Origin of the sequence: Nocardioides sp. Root190 (assembly GCF_001428565.1) — a bacterium.
Taxonomy (GTDB): Bacteria; Actinomycetota; Actinomycetes; order Propionibacteriales; family Nocardioidaceae; genus Nocardioides.
The window spans coordinates 142431-161620 of sequence record NZ_LMIA01000011.1 but is presented as its reverse complement, the minus strand read 5'-3'; the positions used below and the strand labels follow the sequence as shown (position 1 = coordinate 161620).

At 67.2% G+C, this 19190-nt stretch carries 18 protein-coding genes; 2 read left to right on the top strand and 16 right to left on the bottom strand.

What is annotated here, in order from left to right; genetic code table 11:
- Positions 1-126 precede the first annotated feature (126 nt).
- Together ASE01_RS17955 and ASE01_RS17950 are read left to right on the top strand one after the other, a co-directional pair.
- Positions 127-558, top strand: a complete 432-nt coding sequence (locus tag ASE01_RS17955; protein ID WP_157537498.1) for a hypothetical protein — start codon at positions 127-129, stop codon at positions 556-558.
- A 128-nt stretch (positions 559-686) separates the two neighbouring features.
- Positions 687-1553, top strand: a complete 867-nt coding sequence (locus tag ASE01_RS17950) for a nuclease-related domain-containing protein (RefSeq protein ID WP_235536091.1) — start codon at positions 687-689, stop codon at positions 1551-1553.
- Between the two features lie 46 nt (positions 1554-1599).
- Here the strand turns inward: ASE01_RS17950 and ASE01_RS17945 are convergent, their stop codons facing one another.
- The 16 genes from ASE01_RS17945 to ASE01_RS17870 form a co-directional block, all read right to left on the bottom strand.
- Positions 1600-2301 (bottom strand): hypothetical protein, encoded by a 702-nt coding sequence (locus ASE01_RS17945; protein ID WP_056755480.1) that lies wholly within the window; start codon positions 2299-2301, stop codon positions 1600-1602.
- A complete protein-coding gene (locus tag ASE01_RS17940) occupies positions 2298-3734 on the bottom strand; it encodes a type IV secretory system conjugative DNA transfer family protein (protein WP_235536090.1) in 1437 nt (478 codons plus the stop codon). The genes ASE01_RS17945 and ASE01_RS17940 overlap by 4 nt, the downstream gene beginning before the upstream one ends.
- Positions 3735-3757: 23 nt before the next feature.
- The gene (locus ASE01_RS17935) at positions 3758-4303 is read right to left on the bottom strand and encodes a hypothetical protein (RefSeq protein ID WP_056755473.1); all 546 of its coding nucleotides are present in this window, start codon (positions 4301-4303) and stop codon (positions 3758-3760) included.
- A gap of 151 nt (positions 4304-4454) precedes the next feature.
- Positions 4455-7628: a peptidoglycan DD-metalloendopeptidase family protein gene (locus ASE01_RS17930; protein ID WP_056755468.1), complete on the bottom strand. Its 3174-nt coding sequence runs from the start codon at positions 7626-7628 to the stop codon at positions 4455-4457.
- Between the two features lie 15 nt (positions 7629-7643).
- Entirely contained in the window at positions 7644-9143 is a 1500-nt protein-coding gene (locus tag ASE01_RS17925) for an ATP-binding protein (RefSeq protein ID WP_235536089.1), read from the bottom strand.
- Positions 9144-9208: 65 nt separating this feature from the next.
- Complete coding sequence (locus tag ASE01_RS17920; protein ID WP_056755460.1) at positions 9209-10714, bottom strand: SCO6880 family protein; 1506 nt, start codon at positions 10712-10714, stop codon at positions 9209-9211.
- A 23-nt stretch (positions 10715-10737) separates the two neighbouring features.
- Positions 10738-12738: a type IV secretion system protein gene (locus tag ASE01_RS17915; protein ID WP_157537495.1), complete on the bottom strand. Its 2001-nt coding sequence runs from the start codon at positions 12736-12738 to the stop codon at positions 10738-10740.
- Positions 12735-13478, bottom strand: coding sequence for a hypothetical protein (locus ASE01_RS17910; protein WP_056755452.1), 744 nt, complete (start codon positions 13476-13478; stop codon positions 12735-12737). The genes ASE01_RS17915 and ASE01_RS17910 overlap by 4 nt, the downstream gene beginning before the upstream one ends.
- Positions 13475-14362 (bottom strand): hypothetical protein, encoded by an 888-nt coding sequence (locus ASE01_RS24490; RefSeq protein WP_157537494.1) that lies wholly within the window; start codon positions 14360-14362, stop codon positions 13475-13477. Before ASE01_RS24490 ends, ASE01_RS17910 begins: the two co-directional genes overlap by 4 nt.
- Positions 14362-14655 carry a hypothetical protein gene (locus tag ASE01_RS17900; RefSeq protein ID WP_056755447.1) on the bottom strand — a complete coding sequence of 98 codons (294 nt, stop codon included), beginning with the start codon at positions 14653-14655 and terminating at the stop codon, positions 14362-14364. Before ASE01_RS17900 ends, ASE01_RS24490 begins: the two co-directional genes overlap by 1 nt.
- The gene (locus ASE01_RS17895) at positions 14652-15299 is read right to left on the bottom strand and encodes a hypothetical protein (RefSeq protein ID WP_162260311.1); all 648 of its coding nucleotides are present in this window, start codon (positions 15297-15299) and stop codon (positions 14652-14654) included. The genes ASE01_RS17900 and ASE01_RS17895 overlap by 4 nt, the downstream gene beginning before the upstream one ends.
- Positions 15300-15520: 221 nt before the next feature.
- Positions 15521-15748 (bottom strand): hypothetical protein, encoded by a 228-nt coding sequence (locus tag ASE01_RS17890; protein ID WP_056755437.1) that lies wholly within the window; start codon positions 15746-15748, stop codon positions 15521-15523.
- Between the two features lie 49 nt (positions 15749-15797).
- Complete coding sequence (locus ASE01_RS24485; RefSeq protein ID WP_157537490.1) at positions 15798-16742, bottom strand: hypothetical protein; 945 nt, start codon at positions 16740-16742, stop codon at positions 15798-15800.
- Between the two features lie 444 nt (positions 16743-17186).
- A complete protein-coding gene (locus ASE01_RS24480) occupies positions 17187-17837 on the bottom strand; it encodes a helix-turn-helix domain-containing protein (protein ID WP_157537489.1) in 651 nt (216 codons plus the stop codon).
- A gap of 83 nt (positions 17838-17920) precedes the next feature.
- Positions 17921-18643 carry an RES domain-containing protein gene (locus tag ASE01_RS17875; protein WP_056755426.1) on the bottom strand — a complete coding sequence of 241 codons (723 nt, stop codon included), beginning with the start codon at positions 18641-18643 and terminating at the stop codon, positions 17921-17923.
- Positions 18640-19041, bottom strand: coding sequence for a hypothetical protein (locus tag ASE01_RS17870; protein WP_056755424.1), 402 nt, complete (start codon positions 19039-19041; stop codon positions 18640-18642). Before ASE01_RS17870 ends, ASE01_RS17875 begins: the two co-directional genes overlap by 4 nt.
- Positions 19042-19190: the final 149 nt, after the last annotated feature.

The window sequence follows — 19190 nt, the reverse complement described above, 5'->3', positions numbered from 1 at the left end:
TCGAACAGCGCTAGACGCCCGTGTTACCTGACGTTTTTTGACGCTCCCTGAGCGTCCGGAGCCGGTGTCCGCGCCGCCGATCGGTCCCTGAACCAAATGGTGCGAGCGCGTGCGAGCATTCACCTCGTGAACGAGTTGAGTTTCGTCGTCGCTGACAATGAAGGCAGCGTCGAACTCATACCTGTGGTTGACGGCGTCTCACTGATGCCGCTTGTCGGCGAGTACGAGTCGGCCCACGGAATGAGGCCGTCAAGTGGCTACTGCGGTCTGATCCCCGCGCACTTCAACTTCGGTGACCTGAGGACCTACTACCTCGGACAAAACGACCGCCAATGGCCAGGCACGGGCCGCATGTGGTTGCTGGGCTGTGACTGCGGCGAAGTTGGGTGCTGGCCCCTCGAGGTCACGACCACGGTCGAGAACGGTCAAGTCACGTGGACAAACTTTCGGCAGCCGCACCGGTCCGCTTGGGACTACGCCGAGTTCGGACCCTTCATTTTCGAGGAGAACCAGTACCGGCATGCCGTCGCGGGTGCCGCCTCGGCTGCCTCGACCTGAGTGCGCTCGTCTGCCGCATTCCGCTCGGATCCAAGTTGCCCAATGCGCCGCGTGAGGGGGCCGCTGGTTGGAGGCCCTGTACACCCGAACCAGCCACCCGATCTGCTCCCAGTCGGTACCGTCGCCAGGTGCCCGCTTCCTCAGACGACAAGCAGATGCGGCTCCGATATGCCGGCACCTGTCGACTCTGCGGCACCACTGTGGAAGCCAGGGTTGAGGCAATCTATGAGCGGACGACCAAGACAGTCCGCTGCCTCTCCTGCTCCCCCACCGCCGCAGATCCTGATGAACCCAGCCCGGCCCCGGAGATCGAGCAAGCCCGGCCGCAGGCCGACGGGGCACCGCCAGCCGATCTCGGAACGGCAGGCGCGTCAGCCCGGCGTGAATACGAGCGCCGTCACGCCAAGCGCGAGGAACGCGTGCGCAAGAAGCACCCGAAGCTGGGCGGCTTCCTCCTCGCGATCACCAACGACCCACAGTCGACAACCGCTTGGGACACCGGAGCGCTCGGCGAGGAACGCCTCGGCCAACGCCTCAACGAGCTCGCCTCCGAAAGCATCCGTGTCCTGCACGACCGCCGCATCCCCGGCACTCGCGCCAACATCGACCACCTCGCCGTCACCCCGACCGGGGTGTATGTCATCGACGCCAAGCGCTACGTGAACAAACGACCGTCCCTGAAGGTCGAGGGCGGGCTCCTGCGGCCACGCACCGAGAAGCTTCTGGTCGGTGGACGCGATCAGACCAAACTCGTCGACGGCGTCCTCAAGCAGGTCGCCCTCGTCCAATCCATCGTCGGCGACCATGTGCCGGTGACCGGGGTTCTGTGCTTCATCGAAGCGGACTGGCCACTGATCGGCGGAGCGTTCGCGAGCCGAGGTGTCGAGGTGCTCTGGCCGAAGAAGCTGTACCCGCGCCTGTCCACCGAGGGCCCGCACACAGCACAGATTTCTGGACTTCACGAGTTGCTGGCGTCAGCCCTTCCCGAGGCATGACGTCACGAGTAATCAAGGTCCGCGTCGTTCCGCCGCGTTTGCCGAATCAGATTCGGGGACCCTTCTCCGTCCGAGTACGGGGCTGAGCACCAAGCGGGCCGTCAAGAATCTCGCCGGTGTTCTTGTCGACCTCGGCTAGGCGCGGCCGGAAGACCGGCCCGGGCTGCTCATTCGCGTGTAGGTAGACGTGCAGGGCGCCGATGTCGTTCGCGAAGGCGTTCTCACGCTGTTGAGTGCTGGCTTCGCCCAAGTGCTCGTTGTACCGCGGCCTGTTCGGCCAGTTCTTGTGCTCGTCATCGCAGTGAGTGCGGAGTCTGTTCCGCATGCGGTCCGTGAACATCGGCAGGGCGTAGCGGTGCCACTCCTCGAGCGCGTCGCTCGTCATCGCTAGACCAGCCCGCCGGCGCTGGTCGGCGAGGACTGCGATCTCGTGAACCAGGTGCGGGTGCAGGGGCCAGCAGCTGGGGATGAGCCCCGCGAGGTCCCAGGTGTACTCCCGGTTGAGCCAGATCACGACGTCATCGAGCCACTCCCACAGATCGTTGCGGAGCTCGGGCTGCAGGCAGGTCGCCGGCTCCCAGGGCCGCGGCAGCAGCGCGTGGTTGCCGAGGGCCTTCTTGTACTCCTCGGTACCGTTGATGGCCTTGTGGATTTCGCTGTAGGCGAGCCGGACTTGGTCCCCGGGGACGGGGAACGGGAAGACCATCAGTGTCGGTTGCGCCCGGTGCGTCTGCTCCTCGGCGGTCACAGTTCACTCCTTGCGTGGTTGGTTTCGTCTTCGACGAAGCCGAGACGACGTGCCTCGACGAGCGCGGCAGTGGCGCGGGCCTCGGGGGTGATGACCATGCGCCGGTCGTTGGTCAGGCGCTCGCGCAGCGCCCGCTGGTCGACCAACAGGCGCTGCCCTGCCTTGCCTTCGATGCAGCGGTGCAACTTGGCGATGATCGGTTTGCCGTTCTCGGCGATCACCAGGGCTTGGCGTTCGGGCAGTTGCCGGACTTCTTCGGGCCGCATGATCGCGATGTCGGCACCCTCGTACCCACCGCCGCTGCCGCGGTGCGTTCGTCGGCCGATCCTGACTTGGCCCAGGAGGTCGGAGATCTCTTGGTTGAAGGCGACGTCCTTGGAGCCGCCGAACATCGCCAGAGTGTTGGTGAGGCCGAGCAGTGCTCGGGCCTCGTGCTCTCCGAAGATGCTAGTCAGCTGGGGGCGGGTCTGGGCGGCCCAGATGAACGAGAGGCCTAGTGCACGCTCGTTGGCCATCCGGGTGCGCAGAGTCGGTAGCGGTGCGGTCGAAGGCAACTCATCGAGCACCGAGACCAGGGGCGGGCACAGCCGGCCTCCCCACGGAGAGCTGCTGGCCAACTGCAGGCCGGTGTCCAAGACGTGTTCAGCAACGGCGGTCATCAGGGGGCTGGCCGAGGCGTACGGGTCTTCGCGTCCGAGTAGGTAGATGGTGCCGCGGCGGCGGATCACGTCGGCCAGGTCCGTGGCGCAATGGCGGTGACTGGGCACGCAGCGGCGTCGGATGTCGGCCTGGAAGAACAGCGACACCGCCTGCTGCACCGTGGTGACGGTATTTCCGGCCGTTCGGTCGTCGCCGTTCAGCGCACCGTGTAGGAGGCCGTGCCAGAACGGCTCGGCGTGGGTGTGGCGGCGCAGGATCTCTATCGGCTGGCTGGCTGCGGTGGGGTTGGCGACCCACTGCAGGACGTCCTCGAGGGTCCTACCGGTCAGCGCCGCGGCGTGGAAGTAGCCCTGCAGCACCTTGGCGGACTCGGCAGCGTAGAACCTCGCAGCATCGTCGCCGGTCCCGCCTGTGATCGCGCCCTTGACGGTGCCGGCGGTGAACGCCTTGGCTCGCCGCTCGGCAACCTTGGGGTCGACGCAGCCGGCGATCGGGTCCCAGATCAGCTCGTCGACAACGCCCTCGGCCAGGCCGAAGGGGTCGAGCACCACGCAGGGGCGGTCGTCGCGGGAGCGTTCGGTAAGGCTGAGCAGCAGGTCCTCGACCTTGGTCAGTGTCACCAGGGCGGCGCCCGGAGCGCCGAGCAGAGCCGGGGTGAGCAGGTCGAGGGTCTTCCCAGAGCCCTGCGGGCCGATCACGCCGGCTGTGCGATCCCACGGCACCCACAGCTCGCCACCTCGCGGCTCGTGCGCGTGACCGATGCGCCATCCCACGTCTAAGGGGTGGAATCTGGGTGTCAACGGTCTTCCTTCGTTCGGCGGCCGTCCAGGAGCCACGGGCTGAGGCCGTGGCCCAACTGCGGGCCGGGTTGCTCGGTGAGGTCACCTGCGGTGCGCTGGACCGGTGCCGTGGCTCCGGGGGCGTGCTTGCCGTAGAGATCCGGGCGGACGATGCCAGCGACCTTGCGGAGCCGGGTGACGCCGAGCAGCTTCTCGGCCTCGGTGGCGGTCGCCATCCCGCGCATTCGGCCCGGGCCCCAACGCTGGTAGGCCCAGACGCCGAGCCAGATCGCCGCCACCAGCAGAGCGAGCTCGGTCAGAGCGAGGCTGCCCCAGACCAGACCGCGGCCGGCCAGGTCGTCGGGAGCATGCGTGGGCAACCCGGCGTCAGCGTGGCCGCCCAGAACGCCGGGCAGGCTGGTCCAAAAGGTGGTGCCGATTGGCGAGGGGAACGCGCCGGCGTTGGCGTCGGGCCATGTCCATCCGGCACCGGCGACCAGGTTGGCGACTGATCGGCCGAACTGGACGCCAATCACGATGACGAACAGGGCTGCCAGCGTCACCGCTAGGGGGACCTCCCAGGTCCACGGGTAGGGGTCTCGTCGTCGCTCGCGCTGCACCGGTCTGACCACCTCCAGTGGACGTAGGTCGGGATTTGCGGGGCCGTCCTGGTCACCTAGGTCTCGTCAGGGCTCCGGTGCGATCACCCGGCCATCAGATCGGACGGCTCGAACGCGATGCGTTCTCTGCGAGCCAGGTCGAGGGGTCGACGTTGTCGGGACCGTAGATCGAGCCGTTCTTGAGGTGGACCTCGAAGTGGAGGTGGCAGCCAGAGACGTTGCCCTCCTTGCCGACCCGGCCGATCGGTTCGCCGGCGGCGACTGTCTGGCCCCGGCTCACGGTGACGGTCTGCATGTGGGCGTACCAGGTGGTCAGGGACCCGGCGCCGGTCGTGACCTTGACCAGCTGAGGTCCGGCCCAGGAGCGCTGGGTGGTGACGATCTCAATGGTGCCTGCGTGGGCGGCATAGACGGTGGTTCCGCAGGGTGCGGAGAAGTCGGTGCCGGTGTGCCACTTGGACCAGTAGGGGCCGGTCTCGTGCCAGTTGTGGTTGTCGGTCCCGATGTACTGCGCGGGCACCGGGTCGACGACCTCGTCGCAGGATGCGCCCTCGAGGCCGACCGGTTGGACCGAGGCGCCGGGTTTGACGTTGATGTGGACATGGTCGAGGTGGTTCTCGGTAGCGCTCCCCCGGTCCTCCATCGACCGCCAGCCCTCGCCAGCGCGGGCGACCGACCAGATCCGCTGGTGCCAGATGATGTAGTCGATGCCGAGCTTGCCGGCATTGGCCTTGGCGTAGCCGGCGAGGCCGTCGCCCTGCGCCTTGCTCGAGGTCATGAAGTCAGCTGCGAGGCCGGCTGGGTGACCGTTGGGGTCGGTGGCGCTCTCGCGGTAGCCACCGACGGTCTTGATGTCGAACATGGGGCCAAGGATGTTGACCAGCCGGGTCAGCTGCGGCTTGACCGGCCCGAGGTTGTACTTGGCCTTCGCCGTGTCGGATTCGACTGCACACCCGGCGCTGCTGCCGGCGGTGGTGGCGGTCACCAGCGGGTGGTCGGCGATCTTGCTGGCCTGGGTACTGGTGTCAACCGCGGCGCTGGCCCAGGTGAGGTTCGCGCCGTAGACATGGTCGATCGGCGCGTCCTTCTTGGGCTTCTTGCAGGGCTCGGCAGAGCCGCCGAAGGCGTTGCTCAGCTCCGGGGTCAGGGCGCAGTGCGAGGCGTTGCTGCCGTCCTTGCCATCGTTGAAGTCGCCCAGGATCACCGCAGGGGTGCCGGTGCCGGCGAGCTCGGTCATCGTGGCCAGCTGGCGACGAAGCGCCTCTTGGCGGTGCCCAGCGGCGTTTCCTTGAGTGTTGGCCGGGTTGTGGATGCTCCAGACCCAGATCACCTGCCCGGCGCTGGGGCCGTCTCCTGTGCCGGTCAGTCGCACTAGGGGCATGCCGACGTCCTTGCCGCCGAAGTACGGGATGTCGACGAGTCGGGCGTCGGTCTGCTCCCACTCGTTGCGGTCCCAGATCACGCGGTTCTGTGTCTTCCCGCTGGCCGGGTACATCCCCCACGTGGCCGCGTACTGGTTCTCTAGCGCCTTGGCTTGCGGGCCATGCACCTCCTGGAGGCCGGCGATCGAAACGCCGGCGTTCTCGATCGTGCGCATCGCGCCGGGCAGTCGCTTGTCCCAGGTGTCGTACCCGGGCCGCTCCCCCGCCTTGTCGGTGTGACCTGCGCCGAGCAGGTTGAGGGTGCCGAGGGTGATCGGGTTGACGGTCTCACCCTGACAGTCGGCGGCGTTGGTGGTGGAGTCTTCGGAGTCAGGGCCGGGCAGGTCTGGCAGGTCGCCGCCGAGCAGATCGGTGATGTCGCCGGCGACGTCGGTCCACTGGGCGTAAGCGTCGGGGTAGCTCGAGGCCTGGACGGCCTGCGCGGCCTGCGTGAGTGGCATGTTCTGCCAGCCGGGGATGTCGAGGAGGCCGGGGTTGCCGGTGTGCTGGGCCTGTCCGAAGAACGCACGGGCCGCGAGGACGGGGTCGGTGATCTCGGCCCGGGTTCCCCAGCCGGCCGAGGGTCGCTGTTGGAACAGGCCGCCGGAGTCGCGGTCACCTCCGGTGAGGTTGACCAGCTTGGATTCCTGGATCGCGGTGGCGATCGCAATCTGCAGCCCGGAGCGGGGAATCTCGAGGTCGCGGGCGACCTGGGCGATGGTGATCGCGTTGCGGGCCTGCTCGGCGGTGATGGTCGGGTAGTTGGACGCGAACCGCAGGCGCATCAGTTGGGCGAGCACGTCGCCGGTCGGCGGTTCGGTGGAGCTCCGGGCGGTGTTCGCCGCGGGCACGATCCTGGCGGTGGTGGTTTCAAGGGCGGTCTCCGGGCCGGTGCCGTTCATCGCGATGCGGGCCGAGAGCCAGTGGTGGTCCGAGAGCATCGTGCCGTCCCAGCCTCGTTCGAGACGGGCGCCCTGGTCGTCGGGGAAGAAGATGAAGTCGACGCCGTGGTTGTGCCATCCGTAGCCGGCGGCCTTCATCTTCGCGGCCGCCGTCCATCCGATGTCGGTGTAGGAGGCCTGGGTGTTCATGTCGCCGCCGATGAGCACTGGACCGTGGGCAGCGAGGGAGTTGCGCAGCTGCAGCAGGATGTCCACGCCGGCGCCGTACTGCTGTGGCCGGGTCAGCGGCGGGTTGCCGTGCTGGTTCGGCCAGCGGTGCGGGTTGGTCATGTGGTGTGTGGAGACCACCGAGACCACCTCCTGACCACCGTGGCCGTCGGCGCGGCGCAGCATCACCCATGTCGCGAAGCGGTCCCACGTGACCGGATGCCCGTCGTAGAAGGTCTTGTCGTCGTCGACGAGCTGGACCCGGCCGCCGTTGACCTTGGTCCAGGTCGAGCTCTTCCAGAGCACGGCGTTGCCCATGGCCTGCTCGGCGCCGTCGCCGGTGCCGGCCGGTTCCGACACCCGGAAGGCTGAGTAGCCGGGGGCGGCGGCTTCGATCTGCTTCAGGCTCCAACCGGTGGCCTCGTTGAGGGTGACGAAGTCGGGGTTCTTGGATAAGACCTTGGGCATGGAGGCCCGGAACCCGTCGAGGCCGGAGCGGCGCGGGATGTTGGCCTGCGCCATGGTGATCTTGCCTTTGACCGGGCCTCCCACCGGGCCGTCGATGACTCCGAGGTTGCCGAGGTCGCCGAGTGGGGTGGTGGGCGCGGTGCCCTGACTGCTCTGGGTGCGGCACTCAGCCGCAGCTCCGGTGCTCATCGCGATGATGACTGCGGCGATCAGCGGCACGCTGGTCAGTACCGCGAGCAGCGAGAGCGTGGCGAAGAGGAGCTTTTTCACGGGGTCGATGGGCGTCTAGGACGCGGCTGTCTCGAGGGCTTGGTTGGTCCACGTGAGTTTCTGCTCCAGGGGGTGGAGGACGGTTTGGACTTTGTAGGTGGTTTCCCCCACGCTCCACAGCGCGCGGCCCTTGACTTGGCGGGCCCATCCGGTGACCAGGTCCTGGGCGATGGCGCCGAGGCCGAGCATCGAGTCGAGTTCGCGGGCCACCTTGGGGTTTTGTCCGCCGAGGATCTTGACGTCGGCGAGGTCGAGCAGGTCCTTGGCGATGGTGGCTGCCTGAGAGCCGGCGTCGCCTGCCGCGAGGAGGTCGGATGGTTTGTGGGCGATGGCAAATTGGATGTCGCCGCCTCGCCCGGCCATGCCTCGTGAAAGTCGTAGGTCGGCATCGAAGGACTTGACGGCTTCGGGCCCCAGCCGCAGTTGGCGCCATGATTCGTCGCGTACAACGATGCGTAGGTCGCCGGGCTCGGCGGTCTCGCGCATGCCGCGTCCCCAAGAGTTCAGGCACAGCAGGGCGATGCCCACTGCCTCGTCGCCCAGGTCGTCGAGTCGCGACAGGCTCAGCGACTGGATCGGTGCTCGCCAGTCGATCTCTATGTTGGTGTGGTCGTCGAACAGGCCAGCGAGCACGCCTTTGACCAGTTGGCCCAGGGCGTCGCGGAGTGTGCGGGTGTGATCGAGGAATTGTTGCCGGCTGGCGTGCCGGGACGTGTTCACCAGGTCATTGGTGGGGTTGTGGAGCAGGTGCCATAGGTGAGGGATCGTTGTCTCCCGCAGCGTGGTGGTGCCCTCGCTGTAACCGGTCAGTGCCTCGAGCGCGGTTTGGACGACGTCGGCGTCGGTGGGGCCGAATGGAACGTGGCTGGTTCCGATCCGCATGGAACCGACCAGGCCGCGTACGAGGGTGAGCCATCGCCCGAAGATGATCGTTGCCCTCCGGCGTGCTTCCGCTGCTGGAAGGTCATCCCACCCCTGGCCGAGCGGCCCCATGGCGAGTGGGTTGATTCGGGTTCGCATGCCGGGGCCGATGGCGAAGGGTTCGACCCCGTAGAAGCGGCACAGCGGCTCGTACTCGTCCTTCGGATCGCCAAGGATCAGGGTCCGGTATCCGAAGGGCATCATCCGGCCGCAGAACGCTTTGACCGTCGCTGACTTTCCGGTGCCCGGCTTGGCGAAGTAGAAGATGTTCGGGTTGGTGACGGGGATCGCGTCGTTGAGAACCCACCCGAAGGGATCGCAGTAGAACGACCCGCCGCTGCCCTCGTCGATGCCCATCTGTGCCCCGGTGGGCGGAAGCGCTGGGGCTTTGATGAAGGGCCAGAAGACCGGTGCCTGGTCAGAGGTCATCCGGTAGGTGTGAACCGGTGTCGTGGCTGGTGTCCAGCCACGTCCGGCTCTGGCCGCTCCTCTCCTGGGTGCGTAGTTGAACAGCCGCGGCGACTTACCGGCCGAGCGGATCGGGCCAGGCGTGGTCGGCAGGTCGTGTCCGAAGTCCGAGAGCAGCGCAGCCACGTCGCGACCCCCATGCCCACGACGCCGGGTCGTGGGCGCTGGCGTGGCGTTGTTTGATCGGGTCATCAGGCGTCGCCTCGTCGTGTCAGGCTGATGCCCATTGGGACTGTTGAGGCAGCGAACGCGACGTCTTGTGCGAGGTCCAGGCGCAGGGGTGCGAACCCTGCGCGGCGCACTGAGGCATCGAGTCGGCGTCCGAACTCGGTGATCCGCATGGTTTTGGGCACGGTGACGGTGCACACCGCGTAGGGGCGGGTGAGGGCGTTGCCGCTGGCGAGCTTCGCGTCCATGCCGCGGGCCTTGTTCGTCTGTTCACGCTGTTGGGCTCGGGTCTTGCGTTTGGTGGCCTCGTTCAGGCTTTCGGCGATGTCGGCGGCCCATTCGGCGTTGCCGGATTGTCGGTTGGCCTTGCCCTCGGCGACGATCGGGAACGCGACGAGGAACGAGCGTCGTTCGCCTTGTTCGTTGGGGGTGAGGATCGGTGCGAGGGCGCCCATCACCGCGCCCCGGGTGGGAAGTTTGATCGTCGCGGACACGCTGTTCCAGGCGTCGTGGCTGTAGTGCCGAACGGTGGCGTCGGCACCCGATGGGCCGGCCAGGGCCCAGGGGACGTCGGCGTTGACGTTGGGGTCCTTCTCGCGCAGTGCGAGCGCTTCGACGATCCCGGCACGATCGCCGGGTGCGAAGCCGGTGCGGCACGCCAGGGCGAGTTCGGGTGAGGTGAGCCAGCGCACCGATGTCATGCCCAGTGGGCCGCGTAGCTGTGCCTCGACTTCGCCCATGAGGAGGTAGAGCTCGCGGCTGCGACCCTCGAGGCCGCCGCCTGATTCCTTGGCGGTCTTGGCGATCTTGGTTTCGGGGACGACGATCGTCACGAATGTCTCGGTGCGTACCGAGGCGCTGGTGAGGCCGAGTGCGATGTCGCTGTTGATCCGGACTGCGGCTGCCGGCGCGCTGGCGCGACTGTGTTTGTCGACCCAGACTTCGCGCTCTGCACCGTCCTCGGGGACGGTGCGAACAAGGATCAGGATCTCGTCGATCTTCTCGGTGCGGCGCGCGACGTCGATCAGCTCGGCCAGAGCGTCGCCGTACCGGCGTCGTTCCCCGCCGTCCTGCATGCCGATGCCCGGGTGAACAACGGCAGCGGTGAGCGCCCAGGTCTTCCTCGCCTGGTCCTGGAGGACGGCGACTCGTTCGAGCTTGGCACCGTGGGGCGGCCCGTCATGGATCTGGATGCCTTGCAGGGCTCCGGGCAGGTCAGGGGCCTCAAGGTCAACGACAGCTCCCCTGGTCGCGTTGGCACGCCACCGGGTCCAGCCCAGGAGACCGCCAACCGCGAACGCGGTAGATGCCAACATCCAGCCTGTCGCCGAGCGACCTCGGACCGGAACGACGGTGACAACGACGAGGAGCAGCCACCCGATGGCGAAGACCAGCATCGAAAGCCACGCCTGGCGGCTCAGCGCCCAGAAGGCGGGCAAGGTGCCCAGAGCGAGGGCCATGAACTGCCCGCCGGTCAGGCCGAAAAACCAACCCAGACGATCCCGCTGGTAGTCGGAGTACGTACTCATGTCATGCCTCTCTTGTTGCTCGTCTAGACCGCGACCGGCGGTACACCGCCAGCGCCGGCCGCTGCTCCGCCACTCGATGCGCCGCCCGCTGCTCCGGTGCCGCCGGATCCACCAGCGGACGCAGGAGTGGGCGCTCCAGTGGATGCGGGAGTGCCGGTTGCGGGACCCGCAGGGCCGCCCGAGGGCACGGCGGGTGCGGGTGGGGTCCCGGACGGGTTTGCACCTGTGCCGGTACCGCCTTGGAAGTCGTCCTTGTCGCTGTCGGAGAAGTTGGACTCGCTCGGCGAACCACCGCCGGATCCTCCCCCGCCGGACTCGCCGCTGCCGCCGCCGTTGTCGCGGGCCAGATCTGGCCCGTAGGTGCTCTCACCGACGCCGGCCTGATTGGTCACGTCGCTGAACAAGGAGGCGCCCTGAGATCCCAGGCCGGTCATCACGCCGAGGCCTTTCGACATCGCCTGGCCGGCGGGTCCGAGGTTGCCGAGAACACCTTGGGCGGACTTGTTGAACCGCGCGCCGGTGGCTTCGTCTGCGCTTTGCTCACCGCCGGATCGACCGTTGGCGTCCGTTGCCGAGGCAGCGGTTGAGGAGCTGCTACCGCCGGCGCCACCGAGGAGGCCTTGGACACCGCCGACGGCAGCCATGCCTTGACGGAAGGAAGCCCCCGAGGGGCTGTTGGGGTCGACGAACGCGAGCATCTTGAACAGCGCCATGGGCGCGACAACGCTGATCAGGATCAGCATGACCGCGGGAAGTGCGGTGCCGACGGTCTTGGCCGTGTCGTCCGCCAGATGTGCAGACACACCGCTGGACATCTGCACCCCGATGCCCAGCACCATGACCATCAGGACCGGTGTGAAGGCAGCAGCGTGGAACCAGCGCAGCGACTTCCAGAACCAGGCCCGGGTGAACTCCGAGACAAGGCCAGCCGCGGACAGTGGACCGGTGGCGGTCAGGATCAGCAGCGCCGCGGCGCGAGCCAGGTACACGAGGATGTGTCCGATGGCGGCGATCCACAAGAAGACGCCGAAGAAGGCCAGCACCGTCGCGACCGTGGCGTCGCCAATGTCTTGGGCGCCCAGACCATTGAGGGGATCCCAGTCGGGCCAGGTGTTGACCTTCAACAGTGCCTTCATTAGGCCATGGGTCAGAGCCGAGCAGGCTGCCACGATCGTGACGCAGTAGCCGAACCAAGAGGCGCAGACGACAACGAACTGGCCGCAGCCGATCATCGCTCGGGCCAGACCCTTGCCTTCGCGTTTGAAGGCAGTTGCTCCCAGCTGGATCATCACGAGGATCACGACCAGTCCCAGTGCCAGCCACAACATGTAGGAATACACGTCCCTACCGGGGCCATCACCGCTGAGATCTGGCGTCATGAAGTACTCGCTGAACGTGAGCACAATACGAAGAACGAACAGGCCGGAGTTCCAGATCGCCAACATGGCCGCGGTCCACGCATCGGCGGCAGCCTTCGCGATCACGTCTCCGATCGCGGCGAACGGGTTGGGGATGTCGCCCAGACCCGGAATGCCGCCACCGAGCAGATCGGACATATCGGGAATCACCCCGGGCAATCCGCCAGGCAATCCGCCGGGCAGGCCTCCCCCGTCACACACGCGAACCAATCCACAAGCCGCGTTGAGTCCACCCGTGACACCGTCCGCGAGCCCTTCTGTCACGTCGTCAGCGCACTTGGTGGGCTTGGTCGCGCAGTCAACGAGCTCGCCGCCGATGTCGCACAAGGAATCAGGTCCCGGACAACCAGCAACCACCCGAACGCCCTCAGGCGTGGGGGTCTGGGTCCTATCGGCGGCGGGTGCGGCGGCGTGCATCCGCGTCGGTCCCACGACGGTGGACGTGTCAGCAACGGCGGACCGCGGCGAGGCGGCGGCAGTCGCTGGCAGCGTGGGCGCGGCACCGAGCAGTCCAGTGATCAACAGGGCCGTGAGAACCGCGATCACGACTCGCCTCAGCACGTGGCCGACGATCCGTCCTCGCGCGTGGCCGGTGTCGCTGCTCACGGTGACTCCGCGCTGAGGGAGATCCAGCCGTCCGCGAGAAACCGCGGATCCTCGGGGCCAACGGATGCGGGGAGACCTTGCGTGCTCAGGCGTTCAAGGTCGGCGGGTGCTCCCTGGACGACCTTCCAGTCCCCCTTGATCCACTTCACGAACTGGATGCCGGTGTAGTACCCGTCGCGGGGTTGTCCGGCGACCGTGGTGAACGTGATGTAGGACAGCATCGAGACCGCGTAGTAGTCGGGCCCGAGTTCCTCGAGTTGGTAGGCGATCGGGCTCATCGCGTAGGAGGCCGGCGCGGACGGCTCGCCGGTCTTGGACACTCCTGCTTGTTGTCGGCGAAGTGCAACCGATGCGCGGATCCGGTCCGCGAAGTAGCTGCGGTCCTCGTCGGCGACATAGATGTCGGTGAGGGCAAGTGCTTGGTTCACGTCGAATCCGGTTTGGGCATTGGTCACGGCCACCTGCAGCGCAATGGCACCGAGGTCGGAGTAGGGGAACTTCACCGGGTGCCCGTCGATCTGGTCGCTCCCTCCGGGGAGCATCACTCCGCCCTCGGGTGCCTCGGCCGGCGCGAGGTGGGCGATTGCGTCGGTGCGGGCCGCTGTTGAAGGGCTGGTTGGGTTGCTGGCGGAGTCCGCGTCGTCTCCGGCGCCCAGCCAGACGGTTGCTGCCGCAAGGGCGGCGAGCACGATCAGGCCGATCCATTGCCGCGGGATCGTGGTGGCGTTGATCTTGGTCATCGCACGTCCCCCTTGCCGTGGGTCGATTCCGGGTCGACGGTGGTGTCGGTGGTGTTGTCGGTGACCCAGGGACGCCATCCGGCTTGCTTGGCCAATGCCGTTCCGGGCCAGGTCGCGGGAGCGGGGGCTGGTGGGGTGCCGGGCGCGATCATCCAGCGACCACCGACCCACTGCATGCGCTCGCAATGGCCGAATCCGATCTGAGCCTCGGTTCGATAGGAAGCGGTGACGCGCATCAGGACGCAGACCGTGACCCAGTCGGCACCGTCGGTTCCTTTGACCAGAGCGGCCGCGGGCTCGAGCAGGACCGAGGAAGCCGGGTCCTTGACCTCTCCCATCTGGGTGCTGGCCAGGAACGCGCGAACGCTGGCGGCGATCCACCAGTCCTCGACGCTGACGCCGCCCGGCAGGGCCCAGGCGTTGTAGACCTCGGCTGCGGTGCTCGGGCTCATCGCCTGGAGAACGGCAAGGTCGAGCTGAGCGAGCTGGGCGATGGCGCCCTCCGGGGTGTGTGGGAATCCTGTTCGGATCAGTGCTGGGCCCACAACGCCAGTCCCGGCAGGGATGCTGATCGCCCGACCCGGTTCAGTGGTGGGTGGGCTGGGGAAAGCAGCCCCCTCGGGAACGTTCAACATCGGCTGGGCCGCGATCTCGTCGCGACGAGCAGCGCCCTGGGCAACACCTGACCGATGGTCTTCGCCGGTCGCCACGCTAGTGTCCGCGGCGGTGTCTGCACCGATACCGCTGGCGCCGAGGTAGATCGCATAGCCGAGGCCGGCGACGAGAAGCGCAGCCACGAGGACAGCGGCCACCAGGATCGCGAGGAGCCGGCCGCGGCTCCATCCGCTGACATCGACTGGTGTCGTCGTGGGTGCGTGGCGCATCAGACGCAGCCCTTGCCGAGGATGCCGTCGAGCATGCCGGGCACGACCAGATAGGCGATGGCGCAGCAGAAGATGACCACGAGCGAGATGACGCCAACCTTGGAGGCGTGGGGCATCGAGAACAGGCGCCCGGCAACGATCGCTCCTACGCCCACGAACACGCTGATCGCGAAGAGCGTGATCACGCCCCACAACACGTAGCTGGTGATCTCGTTGACGGGTCCGGTTGCCCCGGGAGGTGCCTTGGGGCACACCTTCGCGGCAGCTAGGGAGGCATGAGCGAGAACGTTCACGGGTGGTGCCTTTCGGATCGGTATTGCTCATGTGAATGGGTGTCGGGCACGGAGATGCGTGCTGCTGCCGTGAGCACTGCCGTGGGAATCGGTCGGGTGTCCAGGCCACGTATCTGCAGGTCGCGATCGAGGGGGACTTCGACGAAGCGATCACCCGAGAGCACGTGGCGGACGGCGGCGCCGCCGGCCTGCTCGACACCCTTCGGCCACTTCTTGCGGCGGGGGCCGAGGACCGCGACGGTGATCTGATCGCCCAGCCGGTCGCTCTGCCGATGGCCGAGGGCTGCGAGAACGCTCTCGAGACGCCGGACGCCAGGGATCGTCGCTGCAGCGACGAGGACCACGTGGTCCGCGCCGCGGGCCGCGTCAGCGAGCCAGCAGTCGGTGCCCAAGAGCTGGCTTGCCTCCCAGCCAATGTCGAGGATCGTCAGCTGGTGCTCTTCGCCGGTCATGATGGGTGCAGGTATGTCGCTGGGGCCGGTGAACATGTCGATGGTGCGCTCGATCAGGACGTGGTCTCGTCTGCCTTGGCGCCAGCCGCTCGCCTTCAAGCCGAGTTCGGCGGTAGCGGCAGAGGCGAGACCAGAGGTTGTCGCCGAGCAGCACTCCAGAACACGGACAGGGTTGGGGGCGTTGAGTGCCATCGCCAGGGCCAGGGTGCTGGCCCCGACTGATCCGCCGCAGCCGAATACGGCGACGGTCCTCTCCCCGGTCGCTGGCACCCACTCGATGTCACGACTGTTTGGGACGCTGACCTGGGGCTGTCCGGACCGGGGCGGGTTGCGGAAGTGTCCTTCGTCGAGTGCCTGCCATGCGCGCTTGAGTTCCTCCAGGGAATGGGGGCGCCGAACTGGCGTCGCGGTGCTCACGTGGCCTCCCGGAGCCTGCGAAGTTCGATGGCTCCTCGGATCTCGCATGGGCTCAGCGTCGCCAGAGTGTGCTTGGCCTCCTGGGCCTGCTGGAGCTGTTCGACGCATCCGCTCAGTCGGCGGATCGCGTCTGCCTCGCGGCTCGCGATCTTGAACAGTTCCGCGATCTGCTCGTGGCTCCGGGGCCCCGGCGCCGAGTCGCTCTCGTCGTGGATGCTCGTCATGGGCTTCACCACCTCCAACCGACTAAGACAGTTGCGGTGGCTGCGGCGATCACCGTCCATAGCCGAACTGCCCCGGTGCGGCCGCAGCGAGGGCCCTCATGCTGCGGGCTGCGTGACGGCGCACGGTGGCCTCCGCGACACCGACACGTTCGGCCGTGCGGCGCGAGACCTCGGTCGCCAGTAGTCCTCCGCAGCCCCTGCTCAGGTTGCGGGTTGGGACCCGCGATGCCTCGTCGACGACAACCAAGAGCAGTCGTCGGTCGGTGGCGCTGATGACGTCGCGGGAGCACGCCCAGTCCAGCAGTTCGAAGAGTTCGGCCTCGGCGTCGTCAGAGCCCTCTTCGCTCGTGTCGGCCAGTCTCAGGGTCCGCTGACTCAGCATGCTGGGCACGTGGTCGGCACGGGAGTACGAGTTTCCGGGGTCGGCCGTCGGTCGATCGCCGTAGGAGAAGATTTCGATGGGTGTGGTGTGGGCCCAGGTGCGATCGGATCGGCAAACCTGGACGAAGTCGCCGAGTTCCTTCAGGACGCCGTACTTGGTGCGCATCATGATGTTGGAAGCGACCTTGGTCAGTCGACGCCACGGGAAGGTCCGGATCTCGATCCACAGTTGCGCCGCGACCAGTTCGTTGATCCGTGTGCTCAAGGACCCTGAGCAGTCGAGGACCGGCTGACTGTCCTCGGGGGTCCAGCCCTTCGTCGGAAGGGACAAGAGCCAGCCGGCGAGTTGGCAGGCACCGGGCAGGAGGCACTTGGCAAGTGCTGCAGCCGCTGCGACTTCGTCGCCGCCGTCTGGGGCTCCCCGCATCGCCAGGGCAAGCAGGACCTGGTCTGCGGCTGCTCGCTCGACAGTGGACAGCCACGCACGAAGATCATCGAACTGCTCCACGACATCGAGGCGCGGATCTGAACGAACCCATTCTGGCCACCTGTTACGGGCCACGTCGAGCAGTTCGCTGTCCTCCTCGATCCCAAGCTGGTCTCCAACGCTCATGGTTGTGCGCTCCTTTCCGTCGGTGTCTTTGGCACGACGGAAAGGTCGCTAGGGGGCGTCCCTCGTTGCGTCCCCCCGGGCGGGATCTGGGCGGGGGGACCCACACGTTCTGGTCACATCTGCGCAGGTCAGAGGGCGTCCCCCCGAAAGTTTGAGGTCGATGCCCGGGGCTCTGGCAGGAAGGTGTGGTGGCTCGCAACAGTTCCTTGCCGAACCTCCAAACCGGCGCCTCGTGACAGGCTCAGCGGGACCGTGTCTGGGTTCGTTCACGCAGGCGATGGGGCGTCAGGAGACTCCGTGCACATCCGCTGGAGGCCGAGGATCGCGGCACCGGGTTGGGCCGCTGCGATCCACTGAAGTCGATCGGGCCGCTACCGGAGTGTCAGCTGACGGCGGTGGGGGTGCGCCCTTCTCAGGGGGCGCGGCCGGCCCACGACTATCGGTTTACGAACTTGGTTGTTGTGGTGCCTGGCGGCGGCGATCGGCGAACGAACGCGCGGCTGCCAGTTGCTCCACGTCGGTGCGCCGGAACCACAGCCGGCGCCCCTGGCGACGATAGGGAACCCGGTCCTCGGCAGCGAGCTGCTTCACACGGCTGACCGATAGACCGAGAACGATCGCTGTCGTGGCTGCGTCGAGCCAGACCTGCCCGTCCCTGGGCGGTTGTGAGAGGGCGGCGCGCTCGGCCTGGGCCTCCAGCCGTTGTACGGCTTCCCGCTGCGTTTCCGTGGTCAGCTGGGCCCGTTGTTGGGCGAAGGCTTGGACAGAGTGGCGGTCGAGCGATGCCGGCCCGCCGCGTTGACGGTTGGGTGCAGTCCGGTGAGCGATGTCTCCTCGGGCTACGGCTTTCGTGATGGTGCCTCGCGCGCATCCCACGATGTCCGCGGCTTCGGCGTAGGTGATCCATCGAGCGTTCTCGCCAGCACGTCTCTTGGCCTCGCGGGCAACCGATGCCCTGTCGAACCAATGGCGGCCCTCGCGTTGGACTTTCGTGATCGCGCCTTTTCGCGCGAGCCAGTGGACAGTGCTGGGTGTCAGGCCCAGCATGACTGCGGCTTCACGGCTGTCCACCAGGTCGCCCGAGATGACGCTCATGGCGACCAAGGATCGCAGTCAGTGGCTTTCGAGCAAACCCCGTCGGCCAGTGCCGCTCCGTGGACCAAGGTGACCGCCTTTAATCAGGCTGTCGACCAAGTGAGGCCGAGGATCCTCAGGGCTTCTTGGAACTCAGGGCTCTCGGGGGCGAGTGCGTGGTGCTCGATCGCCTTCAGCGCCCGACTGGTTGACGGGTCAGCGGCTCGCTCGAAGATTGCCCACAACGCGAGGTCGTCGCCGTGTCTGGATGCGAACGTGACGCCGTCGATCTCCGTGGTCGCGTGCAGGTAGGTGGCCACCGACTGGGTGAGTATTCGCGGCCGCCCGTCCTTGAGTGCGGCCGCGTCGAAGTCGTGCAGTTTGAGCACGTGAGCGAGCGCGACGAACTGCGGTCGCAGTGCCGCGATCGACTCTGCGGCGGTCACCGCGCAGAAGCGGCCGGTCAGCGTTGCACTTGCCGCCGACCTGGGCTCCAGCCATGCGTAGGAGATATCGCCGGCTCGGGCGGTCGGATGCATCGCGGCATCCTCGTCGTCCTCGACGATGTCGTCGACCTCGAGCGCGAGAGTGGGGTCAGGTCGAAAGCCAGCGAGGACCTCGAGCAGGCAGGCCAAGAGAGTCGAGCCGGCGTAGATGGTCCGGAAGTTGCCCTGGTGGTCATCCCACCGGCCGCCGAATCGCCCGTCTGCGCCGGCCCATTCCCACCCGGCCCAGGCCCACGGCTCGGGCTTGAAGCCGACCCGCCAGACCTGCTCGTCCGCGGCGACGATGACCAGCTGCGGCGAGGCGCTCGGCTCCGGTGTCATCCTGCGGCGGCAAACGCGCGCGCGGCCGCGAGAACGTTGGGGCCGACCTGCTCGAGGTCACCCTCTCGCAGGAGCCGTGCGGGGGCGACATCATCGAGGCGAGGGTTCATGCCCTGGAACCACGCTTGGACCACGGGCGCCGCGTCCTTGCTGCGCAGCAACGCTGCGATCCGGTAGGCCATCCGCAGGCGGTTGAGCACGTCCGTCGACGGGGTGCGCTGATCGTCGGCATCGGCCCACTGGCGCACCGCGCGGGTCTCCTGGACAGATCCCAGATAGGCAACCAGCTTCGCGCCGAGCAGTTCGCGCAGCCGCTCCACGAGTTCTGGAGCGGCCAGACGAAGTGACTCTTCGTACGCTCGCAGGTCGCCGCGTGCGATCGTGCTCTGGGTGCTCATGGTTGCCAGTGTGCCACCTGAAACAGTCAAAATCTACCTACCAATCACAGCCTGAATCACATCACAAACCACACCCATGATGACCGGACATGAGTCGCAAGGCCCCACGCATCGCATCAAATGAATCAATCACCGTCGCAGCGGTCTCA